Origin of the sequence: Pseudomonas moorei (genome assembly GCF_042846945.1) — a bacterium.
Lineage (GTDB): Bacteria > Pseudomonadota > Gammaproteobacteria > Pseudomonadales > Pseudomonadaceae > Aquipseudomonas > Aquipseudomonas moorei.
In genome coordinates this window covers 2,354,503-2,376,893 of sequence record NZ_AP035776.1, presented here as the reverse complement: position 1 = coordinate 2,376,893, position 22,391 = coordinate 2,354,503, and the positions used below count along the sequence as shown (strand labels likewise).

Genomic DNA, 22,391 nt, shown 5'->3' with positions numbered 1-22,391 from the left:
AGGTGCGACTCATACTGTTTCCTCTGGGCCCGATTCTTTAGGGGCAGTCGGCGCAGGATTACGCGTGATGAACATCGCATCACCGTAGCTGAAAAAGCGGTACCCGTTAACGACGGCTGCCTTGTAGGCCGCCATGGTTTCGGGATAACCGGCGAACGCCGAAACCAGCATCAACAGCGTGGATTCAGGCAAATGGAAATTGGTGACCAGGGCGTCGACCACATGAAACGGCCGCCCAGGGTAGATAAAGATATCGGTGTCGCCGCTGAACGGCTTGAGCACGCCATCGCGCGCGGCACTTTCCAGGGAACGCACGCTGGTGGTCCCCACCGCCACCACGCGCCCACCACGAGCCCGGCAAGCGGCGACCGCATCCACCACGTCCTGGCCGACTTCCAGCCATTCGCTGTGCATGTGGTGGTCTTCGATCTTGTCGACACGCACCGGCTGGAAGGTGCCGGCGCCGACGTGCAAGGTCACGAACGCAGTCTCGACGCCCTTGGCGGCAATCGCCTCCAGCAACGGCTGATCGAAATGCAGCCCCGCCGTCGGCGCCGCCACCGCGCCCAGGCGCTCGGCGTACACCGTCTGATAGCGCTCACGGTCGGCGCCTTCATCCGGGCGGTCTATATAAGGAGGCAGCGGCATGTGCCCGACACGGTCGAGCAGCGGCAACACTTCTTCGGCAAACCCCAGCTCGAACAACGCATCGTGACGCGCCAGCATCTCGGCCTCGCCACCGCCATCGATCAGGATCTTCGACCCCGGCTTGGGCGACTTGCTGGAGCGCACATGGGCCAGCACGCGGTGACTGTCGAGCACCCGCTCCACCAGGATTTCCAGCTTGCCGCCGGAAGCCTTCTGGCCAAACAGCCGCGCCGGAATCACCCGGGTATTGTTGAACACCATCAAGTCGCCGGGGCGCAAATGCTCCAGCAAATCAGTGAATTGACGGTGTGCCAGGGCGCCGCTGACCCCATCCAGGGTCAACAGGCGACTATTGCGACGCTCGGCCAAAGGATGGCGGGCGATCAGCGAATCAGGGAGCTCGAAGGTAAAGTCAGCAACGCGCATGATGGGGTGTCGTCTAGCAGGGCCGGGAAGTCTAGCGGAATTATCAAAAATTCTCCATGTACCTGATTGACCGACGGTTATCACCTCTCTATACTTCGCCGCCATTGAGCCCTGATGGCGGAATTGGTAGACGCGGCGGATTCAAAATCCGTTTTCGAAAGGAGTGGGAGTTCGAGTCTCCCTCGGGGCACCAACATTAAGAAAGGTCTTGCTTAGCAAGGCCTTTTTTTTCGCCTGCAGAAAAGCCACCCCGCGCCTGTGGGAACTGACTTGCCAGCGATACTTTTGATCCTGCCCTTCAATGCCACCCGCGCCGCCGGAACATTTCACAAGGATTCCCCCCATGGAATTACACCTGGAAACCGTCGCCCTCTTCTCCCTCAAGCTGGCTTACGAATCGGAAGATTCAAGCCCGATTCTGCGTGACGATCTGGTCATGGGTGACTACCAGCGGGACGTGTTTGAGTTGCTGGTGCGTCGTGGGGATGTTGAGGCGATTCAGGCGAAGGTGGATGAATGTGTGGGGTTGGCGTTGGAGGCGGTTGGGGGTGTGGATAAGCCGTTGGGGCGGGAACTACAGAGACTGGCGGCTGAATTAGCAGGTATCCAGACGATGGAGCAGATTGATGCGCCGCTCATCGCATTAAAGGACTATTTGAAAGATATCCAGTGATATGAGCATCCGCTGTCGAGACATTTCGCATTGCAGTTGCCAACCTGCTGCTTGAGATCAATAGACCTATCAGTTCTGCTAGTACCCCTACCTCGCTAGTCATTCAATAATGAACGCCTTCACTTGGGATTTCCGAGGTGTTCACCCCATGACTGCCAGATACGAAACCCTGCTGTGCCAATATCGCCATGATGCCCTCGACCGGCTCGTCGGTAACATGATGCCAGGCGAGCAAGAGCGCCAACACTTCTACTGCAGAAACCGCCTTAGCTCAGAGATACAGGGGAAGATAAGCCATTCCATCGTCCAACACGCCGACCAATTGTTGGCGCAGCTGCAGAGTGACGGTGATGTGTCACACACCATACTTCTGGCCAGCGATCAACAACGCTCGGTATTGCAGACGCTCAAGACCAATCATCAACCACAACCTATCGCCTACTTGCCTTATGGTTATAGCCTCTTTACAAGTTGGCTACTCAGCATACTTGGCTTTAATGGTGAGCGCCGGGATCCGCTGACGGGAAATTATTTGTTGGGGAACGGATATCGGGCGTTTAGTCCAGTTCTGATGCGATTTAACAGTCCGGATCATTTAAGCCCGCTCGGAGAGGGTGGCTTTAATGCTTATGCCTATTGCGAAAATGATCCAATCAATTACGCAGATCCGTCGGGCAAAGTGAAGCTTTTTCTTATCTCGCGTAGAATTTTCGTACAATCAAATGTATCCAACGCTTTATCCAGAGTTAAGAAAAGTCTAGGTAGTATAGAAAAAACCAAAGCAATAAAAACAGTAAACAAAACAACACTGCCTAGCCCTCCAAACACACAACAAACAAACGTCCTTGCGACAAAAAAAAGCCCCGCCAGAACACCCGACACCTACAAGAATCTAAGCACGCTTGCGCATAAAAAAATGGACACCAATAAGACTTCTACAACTCAGAATAGAACCGGCATAGCACCTATTTTTAACGATGCAGGTCCTGACAGGTGGGACATTCAACTCAGGCCGCGCTCAGTACAGCCTGTCGTTAACAGGCCAGTTTCACCCCCTATTCGTAACTACGCTCCTCCTGACAGCTGGGACGTGCTCCTACCCACCGCCCCCAGACTGCAACCTATTGTTCAATTAATCCGCATGAAGGTTTAATCATCCAAAAAAATGGAACGCATTCGCTCCCTTCACCCTACTAAAAGTCCCAAGCCCAAACGACTTTAACAATACACTGACTTCAAGCCGGCAACACAAACCTCGCTTCAAGCCTATGCAACAATTCAAACGTATTCAAAAAAGGAACATCAAGTTCCTGACAAATATTGGGAATGATGAATTTTCGTTTAGCGTCGCGGTTCAGCACTTCATGGGTCACGACTGTAGCCCCTGACGTCATGGCTTTCGCAATTAACCAAGGGTCAGCACCCGCTAGAAATTCATCCATTGCGCCTGTTTTCATCTTGGGCGCTTGATCAGCCACGAGCTCCGCAACTTGCGCGAATGCCAGTTGGGTATCCTGATCGGTGGTGGAGTGAAAGAAATTAGAGTTGTCCTTCGCCCAACCAGCCAGATCATCATGGCCTTTTGTTAACTCATCCATCACCGGTGCAATGCTGGCTAAAGCCATTGCTTTATTTTTCAGCAATAACCACTGCCAAAATCCAGGACAGATGGCCATGCCGTAGTAACGGTTCTTCGCTTCGATCAGTGTGTTTGCGTCGAGTAAATGATTCATTCCGTGATCTTGCTGGCGAGAGTCCTTAATTTGGCGGGTTGCACGCCGAGCAAGTGCCCCGCCTCGCGCAGCAGCATCCGGCCACTCATTGCTTCTGTCAGCACGGCCTTGCTTAGGCGAGGGCTGTTTTTCGCGGTGGCGTTACGGTAATAGTCACCCGCTCCACCTTTTTCATCCTGGAAAGCCTTGAGGATCATTCGATAGTAAGCGCTGTAATGCGCCTGGTTTATATATCCAAGATCCAGTGCGCGGCGTCCGATGGCTAACTTGCTGATGTGAAACCGTGTGGCCAGCGGAGCCAGGTTGTCTTCCCAGTGAATATCAGGGTTCCACAGGGCACGGAATTGGGCTTCGGGAGCCAGAAACTCGCCTGCAACGGCATTGCAGAAACGTTCCTCGTCTCGACCATTAGCGGTATTTCCGTCAGACACTCCACTGCTTCCAATCCAGATATGGGCCAGTTCGTGAAGTAAGGTGAACAGCCTCGCGGTGGGAGCGTCGGAGCTGTTGATAAATACAACAGGGGCGTAGGCATTGCTGATGGCAAAACCGCGAAACTCGCTCACTTCCAGTTTGCGGTGAGTGTTCCCTAGCGCAACGCCACTGCGCATAACCAAAATGCCCACCGCTTCAGCAGCGTCGATCAAGGCACGGCTGTATTTGTCGTAATCCAATCGGGCAATGTCAGGGTTCACGACGAGGGTTCGGCGTATATCGTCCACCACCTCTGCGACCTGAGATCGGCTATTGAAGCGACCGACAAAAGCCAGCGGCTGATGCTCCTGATGCTGCAGATACTCCAGATACCAATCCTGCTTGCGTATGGCATCTCTCATGGTATCCAGCAGTTCCAGACTGGGACGTTGAGGTGCAATCCCGCCGACGGTCCGTAGATCCGGTAAAGGCAGTTGTTCGACGGGAGGCTGCTGTAGAAACAGGAATCCGAAAGGAATGTGCGCGACACTCGCCCACTTTTGAGCCTGAAGGAATGTTGGTTTGGTCTCGCCAGCCTCCCAGGCCTGTACGCGATCAGGTTTCACTGGCAGTTTTTTAGCAACCTGCTCAGTGGACAGACCTGCGCGCTCCCGAGACCAGGTGAGCAGGCTTGGATTGACGAAGGCGGCTTGACTCATAGGGTCGCAGGCAAATCAGACGTGACCGGCAACCGTTCGAGGGCATGCCTGGCGGATGCATTCGATTGGCGCTGGTTGCAGCTATCTGGCATTGCCTTTCTCCTTGGCTTTTTGAGGTCTGGTGGCAGCGACTACAGATTAGTCGATAAGCAGAGCTGCCAACGGTAGGAGCGCGCGATTATGGGGTAAATCCGCAACGACCCGAAGCGCAAATATGTAACCCGCGGACAGGTGGCATTGCCCTTTTTCCAGAGCGCCGCCTCGCCTTCATTTCGCGGATATCCCAAAGACTGGCCACATCATCAACCCACGCTCTCGACGGTTGCAGCGAAACGATCTGCACGATACCCTCCCCACCGTCGCTGCCAATTCAGCGACCGGGTGTGGAAACCTGTGTAATTCAAGGCGCAACAGCGCCCCCATCACGTCTGCCGGCGCTTTTTTTTATGCCTGCGGCGTGAGTTATGGCGGCTGTGCGTGGGACGTCTTCGGGCGTGCCGGTTTCCTTGATTCCCGGTTTTCCACCCCGCGCACAGCTGTCACCCATTCGTGTGGAAACGAACGTGGCAGCTCCTCATATCAAGGAGTTGGATAATGAGCAGTATCAATCCGTTTGAAATTTGGCTTTCCCCTCTAAACAACCCCCAATCCCGCAACACCCTCCCCCACCAACTCTCCCTCATCGGAGGTGGCCAATGACCCACCAACCCGAACTCAAAACCATCGGCCTGACCCCCGCCCTCTACTGCGCGGACCAAGCGCTGTTCCATGTCACACGCGACGTTCCCCTCGGCGATGCATTGGCCATGGCTTCCGATTTTCTGTTTCTGGCCAAGGCGCTGACCCAGGACGCGGCGTATGCCAAGGACACGGACTATCAGGCCTGGGCGGCGCATTATTTGACGGCGATGAGCAAGGCGGTGGTGGATGATGCGGTGAAGGTTCTGACACGGGATCGGACTTCGGTGTCCATGCCGAAGCGGGCGGGGGCCAAGTCTGGGGGGTAGTGGTTGAGCGTTGTGGGGGCAAGCTTGCTGGCGATGGCGGTCTGTCAGTCAACTTCTCTGTTGAATTGGATGGCCTCATCGCTGGCAAGCCAGCTCCCACAGGTTTTTTTTGTGATGGCGGGGGTGGGGATCAGCCCCGACTTTATTCGGGGCTTTCGATGGTTTGGCCTCAGCTTCGACGCCCTACTCCCCGTGCTCCATCGCCTTTACGGTCACTTCAATCGCCCGAATGCTGATCGCGGCAAAGATCGCGGTCATCAGCACGCCGTTGAAACCCAGCATGATCGCCAACACCCGCGACACCGCCAGTTTGGGCGCCAGGTCGCCGTAGCCGATGGTCAGGCCGGTCACGAAGGCGAAGTAGATGCCGTCGAACGGTTTCCAGCCTTCCAGATAGCCGATGATCAGGCCGAACAGCACGATCACGAAGATCAGGATGGAGAAGATCGGCCAGACCACCCGGAAGTAGAACCAGACGGTTTTGTAAAACTCATGACGCACGTGGGCTGCGTGAGAGAGGCTCATGGCACAGGTTTCCTGGGTTGTCAGCACCCCATCAGCTTGGCACACGCAGAGGATTTTGAAGGTCGAACCCTAAGGGGCTTATAGCCGGGTTGACGTTCCCTGCCCTTATTCGATTTCAATGGGCCCTTTGGTCCCGGCATCGCTGTCGGTCCAGTAGTCCTCCCCCCGTCAACCGACGATCACCCTGAATCGTGAAAGTGATCTTGCCCTGACGAAATTGCAGCGTGCCATCGGTGCGCTTGGCGTTGACCCGTTTGCCATTGACCCAGACCTGCTCCTTGGCATCGATGCGAATGGTGGCAACGGTCGTCCCCGAATCGCTTTTGGCCACCCATTGCCCGGCATACGGAGTGGGTGTGGTTGCACTGTCCGTCGCGGCTGGCGCTTGTGGATTACTGAACCCGGCCTTGGCATTCTCCGCCTGAGACTTGTGGATATCGCAGCCTTCCAGCTCGCTCATCTGGGTGCAGCCAGATTGCTCAAGTTGTTGGCGGTACTTGTCGTTGATGGCATAGGCCGGGGTTTGTGCCCCGATCAACATGGCCAGTGCTGGCAGGATGATCCTTTTCATAGGTCTACTCGTGTGGTCAGGGTCTTCTCGAAGGCTGGCAAATTGCGTGGCAGGTTCACTCTAGTCGGTGCTTTTGACTCAAATGACCCACTGTTTATCCCAAGCCCGGTGAATTTCATGTGCCGCCACCCGCGATGGCTGCTCACAAGCCTTAACAGGTCGCCACGAAGACCTGCGCTATCATCGCCCGCCTGCGCACCCTAGAGCCTTGAACCCGGATGTCTGCCACTCTGCCTTTGCCTGCTGATCATCATTCAATGCCCCCGGTCCTGGCCGGCCCGTTGTTACGGCGTCTGGAACCGACGCGGCTGGTGATGTGGCTGGTGGGCTCGCGGACGCTGGCGTTGACGCTGCGCGTGCAGGGCATCGCCGATATTCGCCTGGATGCCGGGCAATGCACGGTCATCCAGGTGGGCACGCAGGCCTTCGTGCATTTGATCGACGTGCCACTGGAGACCGCCCTCCCCTGGGACACGTTGATCGAGTACGACCTGCTGATCGACGACGCACAAACAGGCATCGCCGACTGGGCGCCCCATCTGTTGTATGGCGATGCCCGGCGTCCGAATTTCGTTCTGCGCTCACGCATCGATCAGTTGCTGCACGGCTCCTGCCGCAAGCCCCATCACCCGTCGGCCGACGGTTTGCTGTGTGTCGATGCCTTGCTGGCGCAACCCCATGAAGCCCGGGAGCGCCCGGCGCTGTTGATGATGAGCGGCGATCAGGTGTACGCCGACGATGTCGCCGGGCCGATGCTGCGGGCCATTCATGCCTTGATCGAGCGACTGGGGTTGTTCGGCGAGCACCTGGAAGGCGCCGTGGTCAGCGACAGCGCCAAACTCTACGAGCATCCCGCCAGCTACTACCACCGTGCGGATTTGTTACCGGCGCTTGAGAGCAACGAGACTCTGCGCGAGCGATTTTTCGGCGGGGCGCGCAAGCCGATTTTCACCAGCAGCAATGCCGACAACCATCTGGTGACCTTCGCCGAAGTCATGGCCATGTATGTGCTGGTCTGGTCGCCGACGCCCTGGACCTTGATCGCCCCGCAGCCGCCGGCCCTGACGCCGGACAGGGCTCAACGTTATGCGCTGGAACAAACCCGCATCGATGGCTTCAAGGCCGGGCTCGGCCAGGTCGCCCGGGCGCTGGCGCACTTGCCGACGCTGATGATTGCAACCACCACGATATTACCGATGACTGGAACCTTTCCGCGCAATGGGAGGAAACGGCCTACGGCCATCCGTTTTCCAGGCGCATCATCGGCAACGCCCTGCTGGCCTACATGCTGTGCCAGGGCTGGGGCAACAACCCGGATGCCTTCAGCGGCGTCGTGGAAAAAGCGCGGCTGTTGAGTGCCACCGGGCAAGACCGTTACCTCGACAGCCCAGTGCAAGATGACTTGATCGACCAATTGCTGAAGTTTCAGAACTGGCACTACGTACTGCCCACCCAACCGGCCATGGTGGTGATCGACACCCGCACCCGGCGCTGGCGCAGCGAAATGAACCTCAAGCAACCTTCGGGTCTGCTCGACTGGGAAGCCTTGAGCGAACTGCAACAGGCACTGCTCGACCACCCGTGCGCGATCATCGTTTCGCCTGCGCCGATCTTCGGCGTGAAACTGATCGAGACCGTGCAGCGGGTGTTCAGTGGGTGCGGTTATCCACTGCTGGTGGACGCGGAAAACTGGATGGCCCATCGCGGTGCGGCGCAGGTGATCCTGAACATTTTCCGACACTCACGTACGCCGGCTAATTACGTGGTGCTGTCGGGGGATGTGCATTATTCCTTCGTCTACGAAGTGCTGATCCGACACCACAAGGCCGGGCCGCATATCTGGCAGATCACCAGCAGCGGCATCAAGAACGAATTCCCCCGCGCCCTGCTCGAGTGGTTCGATCGCCTCAACCGCTGGCTGTACTCGCCGCGCTCGCCGCTCAACTGGCTGACCAAACGTCGACGCCTGCGCATCGTGCCGCACGTCCCCGAGCATGCCGAGGCCGGTGAACGGTTGTGGAATTCGGCGGGGATCGGCCAGGTGTTTTTCAATGACCAGGGGCAGCCGCAGGATATCTATCAGCACAACGCCAATGGTGCGCCGAAGACGCGCATGGTGCCGCCCGAAGCTGAGGAATGAAGGGATGACCGCCGCCCGTGATCATGACCGCAGACCTGCAGGAGCCAGCCTGCTGGCGATGCACCCAAGTGCGCCGTGTTTAACCAGGCCACACGCGTTATCGTTGACGACCATCGCGAGCAGGCTCGCTCCTACAATGGATCGTGTCACTTATGGAGGCGATGCCCATTGGACCTCACTCGAACCCTGATCATCGGCAACTCAGGTTCCGGCAAGAGCTGGCTGGCTGAACGGCTGGCGCAGCAGTTGCACGTGCCATGCACCGACCTTGATCGCCTTCACTGGATTTCTGACGAACACAGCATCGCCCGTCCCCGCAACGAAGCGTTGGCCATGACACGGGTGGCGGCCAGTGAAGAGCGCTGGGTCATCGAAGGCGTTTATGGCTGGATCGCCAGCGAACTCCTGCCCCGCGCCACGGCGTTGATCTGGTTGAGTGTTGAAGTTGAGGACTGCGTGGCCAACATTCGCCAGCGCGAGGCCGGGCGCGACGAAAATGACCCGTTGCTGATCGCCTTGCTGGACTGGGCCGGCAGCTATCGCCAACGTGAGGGGTCCAGTGGGTTTGCTGCGCATCAGCGGTTGTTCGAGGGTTTCACTGGCTCGCGCATTCAGCTGGCGAATCGGGCGCAAATCACCCACTTCGCCACACAGACTCCGCCTTTGCAGGAGTCGCCACTAGCGGCTCCTGCACGATAGCCCGGTTCAGGCAGCTTTTATCGACAAAGCAACCCCCCTGACAATCATCTCCACCTCCCGCTCATCAATCGTCAGCGGCGGCAGCAGGCGGATGATCTGGCCGCGGGTCACGTTGATCAGCAAGCCGTGATCCCGTGCGGCGATCAGGGACAGGTCGCGGATCGGTTGCTTGAGTTCGATGCCGATCATCAAGCCCTGGCCGCGAATCGCCAATACGTTCGGGTGGTCCGCCAGTTCCGCGCGCAACCTTTCGAGCAGGCGTTCGCCCTGTATCCGCGCGTTTTCCCGCAGTTGCTGTTCTTCGATGATGTCCAGCACGGTGCACGCAACCCGACACGCCAAGGGATTGCCACCGAAGGTGCTGCCGTGGCTGCCGGGGGTAAAGAGCTCGGCGGCCTTGCCCCGGGCCAGGCAAGCGCCAATCGGGATGCCATTGCCCAGGCCTTTGGCCAGGGTCATGACGTCCGGCACGATGCCTTCGTGCTGGAACGCGAACCACTGGCCGGTGCGGCCGATGCCGGTCTGGATTTCATCGAGCATCATCAACCACCCGCGCCGCTGGCACAGTTCGCGCACGGCTTTGAGATAGCCCGGTGGCGCCACTTGCACGCCGCTTTCGCCCTGGATCGGCTCCATCAGGATGGCGACGATGCGTGAGCCATGGGCCTGTTGCACCTGATCCAGTGCCTTGAAATCGCCGAACGGCACCTTGACGAAATCCCCCGGCAATTTGTTGAAGCCCAGGCGCACGGCCGGGCCGTCGCTGGCAGACAGGGTGCCAAGGGTCCGGCCATGAAAGGCGTTCTCCATGACCACCACCAACGGTTGCTCGATGCCTTTGTGCCAGCCATGCAGCCGGGCGATTTTCAGCGCCGTCTCGTTGGCCTCGGCACCGGAGTTGTTGAAAAACGCCCGCTCCATGCCGGCCAGGTGCGTCAATTTTTGCGCCAGTTGCTGCTGCCAATCGATGCTGTACAGGTTCGAGGTGTGCAGCAGCAAACCGGCCTGTTCGCTGATGGCCGAGACGATTTTCGGGTGAGAGTGGCCGACGTTGGTCACCGCCACGCCAGCGACCGCGTCCAGGTACTCACGACCGGCCTGATCCCACAGGCGTGTGCCAAGGCCCTTGGTGAAACTCAAGGCCAGGGGTTGGTAAGTGCTCATCAGGCAGGCGGCGGTCATGGCAAAAGCTCCCTCTGTGGTCGCAATACTGTTCAGTTAAGAGATAGAGCGAGCAATCAATAACCTGTGGCGAGGGAGCTTGCTCCCGCTGGACTGCACAGCAGTCCCATTTTTAGGGGGGCGCTTCGCGCCCCTACGCGAGCAAGCTCGCTCGCCACAGATGCAGTATTCGTCCTTAACTGAACAGCATTGCCCTCTATGGTTGGTGTTTTTGCAGTATGGTTAGCCACCAGAGCTGGATAAACCCGGCAAAACTTCAATCATTTTAAAGCCAGGCTTGATAATGGATCTGTTCCAGGCAATGAGTGTTTACGTGAGGGTGGTGGAAGCCGGCAGCATGACCGCCGCCGCCCAGCAATGTGAGATGTCCACCACCATGGTCGGCAATCATCTCAAGGCCCTGGAGCAGCGCCTGGGCGTGCGCCTGCTCAACCGTACGACCCGGCGCCAGCGCCTGACGGAATTCGGCACGGCGTACTATCAGCGCTGCCTCGAAGTGCTGGGGCTGGTGGCCGATTCCGAGCGCCTGGCAGAGCAGACCCTCGACGAACCGAGCGGCACCTTGCGCATCACCGCACCCTTGACCTTCGGCACTGAGCGCCTGGCGCCGGCCTTGAGCGAGTTCAGCTTGCTAAACCCGCGGGTGAAACTGGACGTGGTGCTCACCAATCGACGCCCGGACTTGCTCGACAATGGCTTTGACGTGGCCTTCCGCCTGGGCGCACTCGAACCGTCGAACCTGATCGCCCGCCCGCTGATCGACTACACCCTGACCATGTGCGCCTCCAGGGAATACCTGGCACGTCGCGGCACCCCGGAAAAACCCGAAGACCTGCAACACCACGACTGCCTGGCGTTCGCCTACCCGGCCGGTGATGACTGGCAATCGGTGGCCAGGCAATGGCGCCTGCACGGTCCGGAAGGCGACGTCGAGGTGGCGGTCAGCGGTCCGATGCTGATCAACAGTTCGGCGGGGTTGCATCAGGCGGCGCGCACCGGCATGGGCATTGTGATGGTGCCCGATGCACTGGTGGAGCAAGACCTGCGCGACGGCAAACTGGTCGCCCTGATGCCGAGCTATCAACTGCCGAGCCGACCCATGCACCTAGTCTATGCCCAGGATCGACATCGGCTGCCGAAACTGCGTCGTTTCGTCGACTTCGCCGTGCAGATGTGGGGCAAACACTAGCCCGGCCGAGGTGCCTTGCACTAATCTGCGCCACGGGCCGTTCATATCGATATCAGGGCGCCAGGGAGAGCAGCGATGGGTGAGGCATCCAACATCGAACCATTGAAGTTCAGCGCATCGGATTTGAACGACGACCTGCTACCCACCATCCTGGAACTGGTCAGCGACGGCATCTGGGAGTGGAACGCCAACACCGGTTTCGTTTACCGCAACCCGGGCTGGTACGCCATGCTCGGCTATGCACCCCATTCCCTGGACAACAGCGTGTTGACCTGGGAAAGCCTGATCCACCCCGATGATTACCCACGGGTCATGGCGCAGTTCGATGCCTACCTGACGCAACGCGTGCCTGGCTATCAGTGCGAGTATCGCTGCCGCATGCAGGATGGCAGCTACACCTGGATCGAAGATCGCGGCTACATACTGACGCGCAACGCCGACGGCTCGGTGGCGCGGATGGTCGGCGCGCACCGCAGCATCGAAGACAAGAAGCGCCTGCTCGAAGCCCTTGAACGGCGCAACCACTCCCTCGAAGCCATGGTTGAGGAGCGCACCCGTGAGTTGTCGCGGGTCAATCAGCAACTGCAGCTCCAACTCGAAGAGAACCGCAAACTGGCGGAAACCGACGTCCTGACCTCGATCGCCAATCGTTATCGCCTGGAAAAAGCCCTGCCCGAGGCCTGCGAGCGCGCCCAGCGTTTTCGCCAGCCGCTGTCGCTGATCGCCATGGACATCGATGATTTCAAGAACATCAACGATCACTATGGCCATGCCCTGGGCGACGCCGCCCTGGTGCAGGTGGTCGACAACGTGAAGCACTGCGTCGCCGACAATCATCTGCTGGCGCGCTGGGGCGGCGACGAATTCATCATCATCCTTCCCGATACGCCGCTGGCCGAAGCGCGACGCCTGGCCGAAAACATCCGTGATCGCCTCGCCGGGTTACAGCCTGTCGGCGATTTTCACATCACCATGAGTTTCGGTGTGGTTCAGCGCTTTGACGAAGAGCAGCAGACCGGCCTGATGGCGCGGGCCGATCAGGCGCTGTATCGCTCGAAAATCGCCGGCAAGAACATGATCTCCGTGTAACAGCCGCCCTCTGCCCTCACATCCCCGCCTTCACTAGCACCGGTTTTTCCTGATAGCGATCCGGGTACAACTGCTTGAGTTGAGCCACTTTCGGCAAGTCGTTGATCACGATGTAGGGATAGGTCGGGTGCTCGGTCAGAAAGTCCTGATGCTCTTCCTCCGCCGGGTAGAAACCGTTGTAGCTTTCCAGCTTGGTCACAATCGGCTTATCGAACGCATGAGCGGCGTCGAGCTGGCTGATGTAGGCCTGGGCCACCCGTTGCTGATCGCTGCTTTTAGTGAAAATGGCCGAGCGATACTGGGTGCCGGTGTCCGGCCCCTGACGGTTGAGTTCGGTCGGGTTGTGCGCCACCGAGAAGTAGATTTGCAGCAAGGTGCCATAGCTGACCTGGCTCGGGTCGAAGGTCACTTCGACCGACTCCGCATGCCCGGTGTTGCCACCGCTGACGCGCTCGTACCGGGCCGTGTTGGCCGCGCCACCGGCGTACCCCGACACGGCGTTTTTCACGCCTTTGACATGCTGGAACACCCCTTGAACGCCCCAGAAGCAACCACCGGCAAACACGGCGGTTTCGCTGTGGGCCTGTGTGTTTTCATCCAGGGCCGGAGGTGGCAGGACGACGGCCTCTTCAGCGCCGCCGAAAGAGAACGCCGAGCATTGACTGATGATGCCGGCGGCCGCCAGTCCCAATAGGGTTCGGCGCCAGGTGAACAGGTTTTTCATGACGTTGACTCCTGAAGAATTGAGGTCGATCAGCCGAAGGTAAAGGCATAGGCCGATGCGCCCGGATCCAGAAACTCGATGCTGAATGTGCGGTCACTCACCCCGCCGTTCTGACGCACCAGTTGATACAAACGCTGTTCCGTCACGCGGCCACTGCCATCGGGCGCCACGTCCATGCCGTGGGCATCGCCCGGAGCCTTGCCATCGATCAGCACTTTGAAGCGCACCGGTTTGCCATCCGCGCCGGGGCCGAGCACCAGGTGCAAATCACGGGCGTGGAAGCGATAGACGATGCGGCTGGCCGGGGCGCTGGCGGTGGCCCGCTCCGAGCCGACATGCCATTGGCCACCCAGGCTCCAGTCGTTGAGGGCCAACTGCTTCGGCGGGCTGTAGGTCGCCACTTTGTCCGGCACCAGCGAGGTCTCCGGCACGAAATGCTCGGCACGCTGATAGCCGACGTAGGTTTCCGGCGACTGCACTTCGTTGTTGTCCGGGGCCATCTGCACGCCTTCGGCCTTGGCGTTGATCAGCCCGTCCGACACCTTGGTCGCGCCTGCTTCACGCAGCAATTGCTGGATGACCCGCTCCGATTCGGCGTATTCGCCTTCGCCAAAGTGGTGATAGCGGATACGCCCCTGGGCGTCGGCGAAATAGTGCGCCGGCCAGTATTCATTGTTGAACGCGCGCCAGATCTTGAACTCGTTATCGATGGCCACCGGGTAATTGATCCCCAGGTCCTTCATGGCCTGGGTGACATTTTTAATGTCACGTTCGAAGGCGAACTCCGGGGCATGCACGCCGATCACCACCAGGCCCTGGTCGCGATACTTCTCGGCCCAGGCTTTGACATAGGGCAGCGTACGCAGGCAGTTGATGCAGGAGTAGGTCCAGAAATCCACCAGCACCACTTTGCCCTTCAAGGCCTGGGCATCGAGCGGTGGCGAGTTGAGCCACTGCACCGCGCCGCTCAGCGGTGGCAGGTTGCCTTCGACCGGCAAGGTGCCCGGGGCTTTGTCAGCCACTGGCAGCGCACCTTCTTCAGACACCGGGTTTTGCGCCGTCATCGCCGCACTGTCACGGGGTGACTTGCCGGCCAGGCGTCCGACCAGCACCTGCTCGATTCCGCCGGTCGAGGCCGTGGAGAACCGCGCCAGAATCCCGGTATCGAGCCCCAGGGCAATCGCCGCCACACCCGCCAGCATCGCCGCGCCGAGGCCGCGACGCAGCCACTCCCCGGCACCGATCGAACGCTTCATCGCAGCGAAGACCTTACCGCCCAGCAGCAACGCCACGGCCAGGGAAGTCGCGGCACCGGCGGCATAGGCCAACAGCAACAAGGTGGTCTGGATACTCGCACCTTGCAGCGCCGCCCCGGTCAGCAACAACCCCAGAATCGGCCCGGCGCAAGGCGCCCACAGCAGGCCTGTGGCAACGCCGATCAGGAACGAAGCGCCGGGACGCGGCCGTGCATCGGCGCCGGCCACTTCCGACAGGCGACTGCCCGCCGCCACCAGCGGGCGGGTCAGGCGCTCAGCCAGTTGGGGCAACAACAGCGTCAGGCCGAACAGCGCCACGAACACCAGCGCCAGCCAGCGTCCGTATTGATTGAGTTGCACCACCCACCCCCCGCCGACTGCCGCCAGGGTAGCCACGAGCGCGAAGGTCAGCGCCATCCCGGCCAGCAGCGGCAAACCGCTTTTGATGAACGGCTGTCCGGTGCGGGCAAAAACGAACGGCAGGACCGGCAGAATGCACGGGCTGACAATGGTCAGCACACCACCGAGGTAAGCAAGGAGCAGTAGCCACATGGCGATTACCTGCAAAAAAATGAGGGGTGGGAATCAGGCTGTCCTGGGTTGGAACTTCATCGCCAGGCCGTTCATGCAGTAGCGCAGCCCGGTGGGTTTGGGACCGTCATCGAAGACATGGCCCAGATGCCCGCCGCAACGCCGGCAGTGCACCTCTTCACGCAGCACACCAAAGGAGTGGTCCTGACGGGTGGCCACGGCCTTGTCCAGCGGCATCCAGAAACTCGGCCAACCGGTATGGCTGTCGAACTTGGTCGCCGAGGAGAACAGCGGCAGGTCGCAACCGGCACAGGCAAACGTACCGTCGCGGTGCTCATTGTTGAGCGGGCTGCTGTAGGCCCGTTCGGTGCCCTCTTCACGGAGGATTTCGTACTGTTCGTCGCTCAGGATCGCGTGCCATTCACTGTCGCTGTGGGTCACTTCGAACACCTCCGCCGCGTCCGCCTGGCTGATCAGCGCAGTGCTCGCGGAAAATTTGGGCAACAGGCCGATGGCCAGGGCTGCCACCCCCAGTCCGCCGCTCACCGCGAGAAATTGCCGCCGCGAAAATCGTCTTGAATCCATCGCCGCCTCCAAAAATCCTGGGCCGTTTTCATTGAACACAGCCTAGGCTTGGGGTGATCGCCAAATCCTCACGGGGAGTTAAACAATTCGTGATAACTCCGGCCGCGGAAAAGCCGCACAATGCCCGTGTATTTCGATGGTGGGAGCGAGCCTGCTCGCGAGGGTGTGTCAGGTACGCTGGTGTCGCCTGATACTCCATCGCGAGCAGGCTCGCTCCCACAACGAGCAGCATTTCGCACAATGCATTCATTGCGCCGAAGGATTGAGCTGGATGGAACAGACCAAACGTGTCCTCGTGGTCGAGGACGATTTGCATATCGCCGACCTTATCTGCCTGCACCTGCGCGATGAGCAGTTCGAGGTGGTGCACTGCGCCGATGGCAACGAAGGCATGCGCCTGCTGCAGCAAGGCAGTTGGGATGCGCTGATCCTCGACCTGATGCTGCCCGGTGTCGACGGCCTGGAAATCTGCCGCCGCGCCCGTGCCATGGCGCGCTACACGCCGATCATCATCACCAGCGCCCGTTCCAGCGAAGTGCACCGGATTCTCGGTCTGGAACTGGGGGCCGACGATTACCTGGCCAAGCCGTTTTCCATGCTTGAACTGGTGGCCCGGGTCAAAGCGCTGCTGCGCCGGGTCGACGCCATGGCGCGCAACCTGAAAATGGATGCCGGCAGCCTGATCCTCGACGGCCTGGCCATCGACCCGATTACCCGCGAAGTGTCCCTCGACGGTCGGCGCCTGGACCTCACCCCGCGAGAATTCGACTTGCTGTATTTCTTCGCCCGCCAGCCCGGCAAGGTGTTTTCGCGCATGGACCTGCTCAATGCCGTATGGGGCTACAGCCACGAAGGCTACGAACACACGGTCAACACCCACATCAACCGCCTGCGCGCCAAGATCGAGACCGACCCGGCGCAACCGGTACGCATCCTGACGGTGTGGGGGCGCGGCTACAAATTCGCGACCGGGGAGGAGCAGCCATGAGGTTGACCCTGACACAACGCCTGTCGCTGGTGTTCGCCGTGTTGCTGCTGGTGTGCTGCGGCACGTCGGCGTGGATGCAGGTGCGCTCCAACCAGATGCACGAGCAGGAAGTGGTGCAAGGCTTGTCCCGGGACCTGGCGCAACACATCGCCAGCGACACGGTGCTGATGGACACCAAGGGCCTGATGCCCGGTGCCGTGCGCGATCTGTTCAGCCAGTTGATGCTGGTCAACCCGAGTGTCGAGGTGTACCTGCTCGACACCGAGGGCAAGATTGTCGGCAGCGCCGCGCCGGAGGGTCGGATACGCCGCGAGCGGGTCGACCTGGCGCCGATCCAGCGCCTGCTCCGGGGCGACCCCTTGCCGATTCCCGGCGACGACCCACGCAGTGTCGACGGTCGCAAGGTGTTCAGCGCCGCGCCGCTCAAGGTCGATGGCAAACCGGCCGGTTATCTCTATGTGGTGTTGCTCGGCGAAGACCACGATCGCCTCGCCGAACGCGGTGCGACCAGTGCGGCGCTGAATACGGCGCTGCTGTCCATCGGCTTGGTGGCGTTGCTGTGCCTGATTGCCGGTCTCACGGCGTTCGCCCTGATCACCCGGCCATTGCGCCGCCTGACCGAAACTGTCAGCCAGTTCGACATCGACGGCGTTCCGGTCACGCCGCCCACAGCAGCCCCGATGGAGAAAGCCGCCAGCCATGACGAAATCGCCATACTCGAGGCCACGTTCCGGCAGATGCAGGCGCGCCTCGGTGAGCAATGGCGCACCTTGACCCGCCAGGATCAGGAACGTCGTGAACTGGTGGCGAACATTTCCCACGACCTGCGCACACCGCTCGCGTCGCTGCATGGCTATCTGGAAACCTTGTCGCTCAAGGACGCCACCCTGCCCCCCGCCGACCGTCGGCGTTACCTGGGCATCGCGCTGGACCAGAGCCGCAAGGTCGGTGGCCTGGCGCAATCGCTGTTGGAACTGGTGCGGCTGGAACATGGCTTCGTGCAACCGGTGCTGGAGCGCTTCTCCCTGACCGACCTGGCCCAGGACATCTTCCAGAAATTCGAACTGACGGCCGAGGCGCGCCAGGTCGAACTGAAGGCCACGTTTGCCTCAAACGTTTCGGCGGCCTGCGCTGATCTGGGGCTGATCGAGCGGGTGCTGACCAACCTGTTCGACAATGCGTTACGCCATACCCCGCCGGGAGGCGAGATCGAACTCGGCTTGCGGCCACAGGGGGCATTTATTGAAGTGACCGTCAGCGATACCGGCCCCGGCATCGCCCCCGAACTGCGTGAAGGCCTGTTCTTGCGGCCGTTCAATATCGGTGGGGCACGGCGTGATGGCGGGTTGGGACTGCGAATCGTGCATCGCATCCTGCAATTGCATGGCCGCGATATTCAGTTGATCGATGTGCCAGGGCGCGGCGCGACGTTCCGCTTTTCGCTGGCGGTGGATGAAGCCACTGCGTCGGCGTTGGCAGAGCGTTCGATGAACCTCAACACGCCGGGAAAAGCCTGACACACCGCCATCGCGAGCAGGCTCGCTCCCTCAGTGGTTTTCGGGCGTTTACGCATTCCGGCTACACCCACAAAATTCTGTGGGAGCTGGCTTGCCGGCGATGGCGTCGGCACATTCAATCTCTACGTTGCCTGACACACCGCCATCGCGAGCAGGCTCGCTCCCACAGTGGTTCTAGAGCGTTCACCCATTCCGGCTACACCCACAAATCCTGTGGGAGCTGGCTTGCCGGCGATGGCGTCATCCCTGACAACTGAAGATCCGAATCAATCCCGATACCCCGGAGCCACCCGCTCCAGCAAGCGCAACAACGCCGCCCAGGCCAACTGCATCGCATCCGGGTCGTTCAGTTCACCTTCATCCAGTGGTCGGCCCGGGTCATTGAACTGGCGCTCGGTGTGCTCACAGACTTCAGCCGGTGGCAGCACCAACTCGCCGGCGGCCTGCGCGGCCAGTTGGATGTCGCAGGCCTTTTCCAGGTAGTACATGCGCATGAACGCCTGCCCCACGGTTTCGCCGACGGTTAACAAACCATGGTTGCGCAGCATCAGCACCGGCTTGTCCCCCATGTCTGCCACCAGTCGCTCTTGCTCGCTCAAGTCCAGCGCCACGCCTTCATAGTCGTGGTAAGCCACGCGGCCATAGAACTCCATGGAAATCTGATTCACCGGCAGCAAGCCGCCCTTCAACGCGGCCACCGCGCAGCCGGATTTGGTGTGGGTATGCAGCACGCATTGGGCATCTTCACGGGCACCATGAATCGCGCTGTGAATCACGAAACCGGCCGGGTTCACCGGGTATGGAGACGCCTCCACGGCATGCCCATTCAAATCGATTTTCACCAGATTGGACGCGGTGATCTCATCGAACATCAACCCATACGGATTGATCAGAAAATGATGCTCCGGCCCGGGGATACGCACCGAGATATGGGTAAAAATCAGATCGGTCATGCGGAAATGCGCCACCAATCGATAACAGGCGGCCAGTTCCTCGCGTAAACGTTGCTCTACCGGGCTCATGGGCGCACCACCTTGCAAGCGTCCAGCCCTTGCCCCAACGCGTCCCAGCCGTCGAAGCCACGGCGAGCGATGAACACCAGACGCGTCACGCGGGCCTGGGCCTCATCGGTAGCCGGCAGAAACTGACTGCGGGTGCCAACATGTTGCAACCAATGAGCCTTGTTGCCCTGCGCCAGCACCACCAGTCCCTTGACCCGAAAAACGTCGCTGGGCAACGCCTGCAACCAGCCACGCAAGCCCTCGACATCCAGTGCCGCATCGCTCTGCCACAACCAGCTGCTGAACATCTCACCGTGATCGTCGTCCGACACCCGCGTCAGCGGCTTGAGCGCCCGAGGCTCAAGCTCCAGTTCGGTGTCCAGCCATAGCGCATCCGGCAACTGCGACTGCACGCTTTCGTGCACCCGAGTCCTCTGCCCCAGGGCTTCACGCAACGCCTGCAATTGTTGTTCGTCGACCAGATCGGTCTTGTTCAACAGCAACAAATCGGCGGCCGCCACCTGCGCCCGAGCCAGTCGCGCGTATTCACCTTCGAGTTGCAGGTGACGGGTGGCGTCGACCACGGTGATGACCATGTCCAGTTGCATCTGGCTGCGCAGTTGCGGGTAGGCCAGGGTTTGCACGATGCGCTGCGGGTCGGACACGCCGCTGCATTCGATGACGATGCGCTCCAGCCGCGGCTCCAGTTGCGCCAGGCTGCCGAGCTGCGCCAGCAAGTCTTCCTGCACGGTGCAGCAGATGCAGCCGTTTTGCAGGCTGTACACGGCATCCGTGACTTCGGAAACGATGGCCGCATCGATGTTCAACTCACCGAAATCGTTGACGATGACGGCCAGTCGACTGCCCTGCGCACGGCGCACCATGCGGTTGAGCAAGGTGGTTTTACCGGCGCCGAGAAACCCCGACACCACGGTCACGGCAATACGTTGTGCATCCATCACGCCTTGCCCTCCAGCACGGGAGGCTCGCCCTGCCAGACCGCTTTGAGCCCCAGCGCTTGCAGCGTCGAATGACGGTCGTAGACCAGTTGCCCGTCGACAAAGGTCAGCAGCACCTGAGTCTGGTGGATGTAGTTGCGTGCCGGTTCGGCGAACAGGTCACGGTCGATCACGATCAGGTCCGCTGACTTGCCGACTTCCAGGCTGCCGGTGGTTTTTTCCAGGCCCATGGCCACGGCGCCGTTGCGGGTGATCACGTTCAACGCCTGCTCAAGACTGATCGGATCGCCGAAGCACGCCGGGTCGTCGTTCCATGGGTTCTGCCGGGTGACCATGGTTTCCAGGGCCAGCCATGGGTCGATGGAGGCCACCGGCCAGTCGGTGCCCATGACCGCCGTGCCGCCGGCTTCGAGCACGCCTTTGAAGTCGTAGATGCGCTTGAGGCGTTCCTGGCCGTAACCGGAACGCGCACCGCTGGCGAATGGCGTCGGGTACCAGGCCGCCGGGGAAAATTCGGCGATGACGTTCAGTTCCTTGAAGCGCGGCAGGTTGCCGGGGTGCAGCAAGGTGCTGTGGGCGCACTGGTGGCGCACGCCGCTGAAACCGTTGCGACGGCGGGCCTCGGCCACGGCGTCGAGGAACACGTCCGACGCGCCGTCACCGGTGCAGTGGGCGATCACGCGGATACCCTTGCGGTCCATGTCCACCACCATGTCGGTGATGTGCTCGGGGGTCAGGTTGAGCTTGCCGCGCCAGCTCGACTCTTGTGGCCATGGCGTCAGCAGGTACGAGGATTTCGGCTCGACCGTGCCGTCGAAGTGGAACTTCACCGCGTTGGCACTCAGGCGCGCGCTGCGGTAGTAGTGACGTTCGCCCGCCAGCAGTTCCCAGCGACGACGCACCGGGAAAATGTCGTCCTGCCAACTGATCGCGGCCTCGATGCGCACGGTCAGTTCACCGCTGTCATCCAGTTCCTTCAGGGCCTGCAAGCGCTGTTCGCAGACGTGCACGTACTTGCTCGCCGTAACGCCGCGCGAACTCTGGAAATGCACGCCATCGCGATAGGCGCGGCGCAGCACGCTGACCGGGGTCGGTGGCATGGCGGCGTGGATCATCGCGTAGGCGCCGTCAATCATCAGGCCGGTGGGTTCGCCGGTCAGGTCATCACGTTCGAAATAACCGTTGCGCGGGTCGGCGGTATGGCGGTCGATCCCGGCCAGTTCCAGGGCCTTGGAGTTGACCATCATGGTGCCCCACATGCGGTCGAGCAGCGCCACGGGACGGTCTGGCATGACGCTGTCGAGCCAGGCGCGGCCCGGGGTCAAACCGGCCTCGCGGAAGGTGTAGCGCACCCAGTACTGACCGTAGATCCAGCCATCGCCCGGATGGCTGTCGGCATAGGCGAGGATGCTTTCGCGCAGTTGCTCTGGCGTCGGGTCTTCGATACCGACGTCGAGGTCGTCGCTGTAGCGCGGTGCCAGTGCGAGGTCGGGGTGGGTGTGCATGTCGTGCAGGCCGGGCATGCAAAAGGCACCTTGCAAATCGTGCACCCGGGTGTTCGGCCCCTTGAAGGCTTCAAGCTCGCCTAGGCTGGCGACGCCGATCAACTTGCCGTCGCGGATCGCCAGCGCCTCGGCCCAGGGGTTGGCCGGATCCTGGGTGTAGATTCGACCGTTGGCGAGGATCAGGTCGGCGTAGGTCCCTTGTACGGAATGGGTAGAAGAGAAGTTGTCGGACTCAGCCATGTAAGCCACCTTTGAGTTCAGGGCAGTAGGAAGATCCACCGTGCGCTTGGCATGTCGGGGACCTGAAAAT

General features: G+C 60.4%; 20 protein-coding genes, 1 tRNA gene and 1 pseudogene. 10 read left to right on the top strand and 12 right to left on the bottom strand.

From position 1 onward, the window contains the following. Positions 1-9: 9 nt before the first annotated feature. A complete protein-coding gene (gene queA, locus ACGJAX_RS10990) occupies positions 10-1,074 on the bottom strand; it encodes a tRNA preQ1(34) S-adenosylmethionine ribosyltransferase-isomerase QueA (RefSeq protein WP_247255930.1) in 1,065 nt (354 codons plus the stop codon). A gap of 108 nt (positions 1,075-1,182) precedes the next feature. Between queA and ACGJAX_RS10985 the strand changes: the two genes are divergently transcribed. From ACGJAX_RS10985 to ACGJAX_RS10975, 3 genes are all read left to right on the top strand, one after another. Further along, positions 1,183-1,267, top strand: a tRNA-Leu gene (locus tag ACGJAX_RS10985). Between the two features lie 150 nt (positions 1,268-1,417). Further along, positions 1,418-1,747: a hypothetical protein gene (locus ACGJAX_RS10980; protein ID WP_390958872.1), complete on the top strand. Its 330-nt coding sequence runs from the start codon at positions 1,418-1,420 to the stop codon at positions 1,745-1,747. 148 nt (positions 1,748-1,895) lie between these two features. Further along, entirely contained in the window at positions 1,896-2,900 is a 1,005-nt protein-coding gene (locus ACGJAX_RS10975; RefSeq protein WP_390958870.1) for an RHS repeat-associated core domain-containing protein, read from the top strand. Positions 2,901-2,982: 82 nt separating this feature from the next. Here ACGJAX_RS10975 and ACGJAX_RS10970 read toward each other — a convergent pair whose 3' ends face one another. Continuing rightward, a complete protein-coding gene (locus ACGJAX_RS10970; RefSeq protein WP_390958868.1) occupies positions 2,983-3,480 on the bottom strand; it encodes a DUF4411 family protein in 498 nt (165 codons plus the stop codon). Further along, the gene (locus tag ACGJAX_RS10965) at positions 3,477-4,613 is read right to left on the bottom strand and encodes an ImmA/IrrE family metallo-endopeptidase (protein ID WP_390958866.1); all 1,137 of its coding nucleotides are present in this window, start codon (positions 4,611-4,613) and stop codon (positions 3,477-3,479) included. The genes ACGJAX_RS10970 and ACGJAX_RS10965 overlap by 4 nt, the downstream gene beginning before the upstream one ends. 695 nt (positions 4,614-5,308) lie before the next feature. On the opposite strand from ACGJAX_RS10965, the gene ACGJAX_RS10960 reads away from it, so the two are divergent. Next, positions 5,309-5,620, top strand: a complete 312-nt coding sequence (locus ACGJAX_RS10960; RefSeq protein WP_090316454.1) for a DUF3077 domain-containing protein — start codon at positions 5,309-5,311, stop codon at positions 5,618-5,620. Between the two features lie 183 nt (positions 5,621-5,803). Here the strand turns inward: ACGJAX_RS10960 and ACGJAX_RS10955 are convergent, their stop codons facing one another. Both ACGJAX_RS10955 and ACGJAX_RS10950 read right to left on the bottom strand, forming a co-directional pair. After that, positions 5,804-6,145, bottom strand: coding sequence for a potassium channel family protein (locus tag ACGJAX_RS10955; protein WP_090316451.1), 342 nt, complete (start codon positions 6,143-6,145; stop codon positions 5,804-5,806). A 115-nt stretch (positions 6,146-6,260) separates the two neighbouring features. Then, positions 6,261-6,716, bottom strand: coding sequence for a hypothetical protein (locus ACGJAX_RS10950; protein ID WP_390958864.1), 456 nt, complete (start codon positions 6,714-6,716; stop codon positions 6,261-6,263). Positions 6,717-6,934: 218 nt separating this feature from the next. On the opposite strand from ACGJAX_RS10950, the pseudogene ACGJAX_RS10945 reads away from it, so the two are divergent. Together ACGJAX_RS10945 and ACGJAX_RS10940 are read left to right on the top strand one after the other, a co-directional pair. Continuing rightward, positions 6,935-8,856, top strand: a pseudogene (locus ACGJAX_RS10945) (alkaline phosphatase family protein). Between the two features lie 168 nt (positions 8,857-9,024). Continuing rightward, positions 9,025-9,555: an adenylate kinase gene (locus ACGJAX_RS10940; RefSeq protein ID WP_390958862.1), complete on the top strand. Its 531-nt coding sequence runs from the start codon at positions 9,025-9,027 to the stop codon at positions 9,553-9,555. 6 nt (positions 9,556-9,561) lie between these two features. Here ACGJAX_RS10940 and ACGJAX_RS10935 read toward each other — a convergent pair whose 3' ends face one another. Then, entirely contained in the window at positions 9,562-10,737 is a 1,176-nt protein-coding gene (locus tag ACGJAX_RS10935) for an acetylornithine transaminase (protein WP_390958860.1), read from the bottom strand. A 283-nt stretch (positions 10,738-11,020) separates the two neighbouring features. Here ACGJAX_RS10935 and ACGJAX_RS10930 point away from each other — a divergent pair, with 283 nt between their 5' ends. Further along, positions 11,021-11,926: a LysR family transcriptional regulator gene (locus ACGJAX_RS10930; RefSeq protein WP_247255938.1), complete on the top strand. Its 906-nt coding sequence runs from the start codon at positions 11,021-11,023 to the stop codon at positions 11,924-11,926. A gap of 75 nt (positions 11,927-12,001) precedes the next feature. After that, positions 12,002-13,015, top strand: a complete 1,014-nt coding sequence (locus ACGJAX_RS10925) for a diguanylate cyclase domain-containing protein (RefSeq protein WP_390958858.1) — start codon at positions 12,002-12,004, stop codon at positions 13,013-13,015. A gap of 16 nt (positions 13,016-13,031) precedes the next feature. Here the strand turns inward: ACGJAX_RS10925 and msrA are convergent, their stop codons facing one another. The 3 genes from msrA to msrB are packed head-to-tail and all read right to left on the bottom strand — an operon-like array spanning position 13,032 to position 16,111. Beyond that, positions 13,032-13,739 carry a peptide-methionine (S)-S-oxide reductase MsrA gene (gene msrA, locus ACGJAX_RS10920; protein WP_390958856.1) on the bottom strand — a complete coding sequence of 236 codons (708 nt, stop codon included), beginning with the start codon at positions 13,737-13,739 and terminating at the stop codon, positions 13,032-13,034. A 29-nt stretch (positions 13,740-13,768) separates the two neighbouring features. After that, on the bottom strand, positions 13,769-15,547 hold the full coding sequence (locus ACGJAX_RS10915) for a cytochrome c biogenesis protein CcdA (protein ID WP_390958854.1): 1,779 nt from the start codon (positions 15,545-15,547) through the stop codon (positions 13,769-13,771). A gap of 33 nt (positions 15,548-15,580) precedes the next feature. Next, positions 15,581-16,111, bottom strand: coding sequence for a peptide-methionine (R)-S-oxide reductase MsrB (gene msrB, locus ACGJAX_RS10910; RefSeq protein WP_248914408.1), 531 nt, complete (start codon positions 16,109-16,111; stop codon positions 15,581-15,583). A 271-nt stretch (positions 16,112-16,382) separates the two neighbouring features. Here msrB and ACGJAX_RS10905 point away from each other — a divergent pair, with 271 nt between their 5' ends. Then, positions 16,383-17,099, top strand: coding sequence for a response regulator transcription factor (locus ACGJAX_RS10905; protein WP_090467259.1), 717 nt, complete (start codon positions 16,383-16,385; stop codon positions 17,097-17,099). Continuing rightward, positions 17,096-18,616 (top strand): ATP-binding protein, encoded by a 1,521-nt coding sequence (locus ACGJAX_RS10900; protein ID WP_390958851.1) that lies wholly within the window; start codon positions 17,096-17,098, stop codon positions 18,614-18,616. The genes ACGJAX_RS10905 and ACGJAX_RS10900 overlap by 4 nt, the downstream gene beginning before the upstream one ends. 266 nt (positions 18,617-18,882) lie before the next feature. Here the strand turns inward: ACGJAX_RS10900 and ACGJAX_RS10895 are convergent, their stop codons facing one another. Genes ACGJAX_RS10895 through ACGJAX_RS10885 form a run of 3 tightly spaced genes read right to left on the bottom strand, consistent with a single transcriptional unit; the run spans position 18,883 to position 22,321 of the window. Continuing rightward, on the bottom strand, positions 18,883-19,638 hold the full coding sequence (locus ACGJAX_RS10895; protein WP_390958849.1) for a class II aldolase/adducin family protein: 756 nt from the start codon (positions 19,636-19,638) through the stop codon (positions 18,883-18,885). Beyond that, positions 19,635-20,576: a GTP-binding protein gene (locus ACGJAX_RS10890; protein ID WP_247255944.1), complete on the bottom strand. Its 942-nt coding sequence runs from the start codon at positions 20,574-20,576 to the stop codon at positions 19,635-19,637. The genes ACGJAX_RS10895 and ACGJAX_RS10890 overlap by 4 nt, the downstream gene beginning before the upstream one ends. Then, positions 20,576-22,321 (bottom strand): amidohydrolase, encoded by a 1,746-nt coding sequence (locus ACGJAX_RS10885; RefSeq protein WP_247255945.1) that lies wholly within the window; start codon positions 22,319-22,321, stop codon positions 20,576-20,578. The genes ACGJAX_RS10890 and ACGJAX_RS10885 overlap by 1 nt, the downstream gene beginning before the upstream one ends. Positions 22,322-22,391 lie beyond the last annotated feature (70 nt).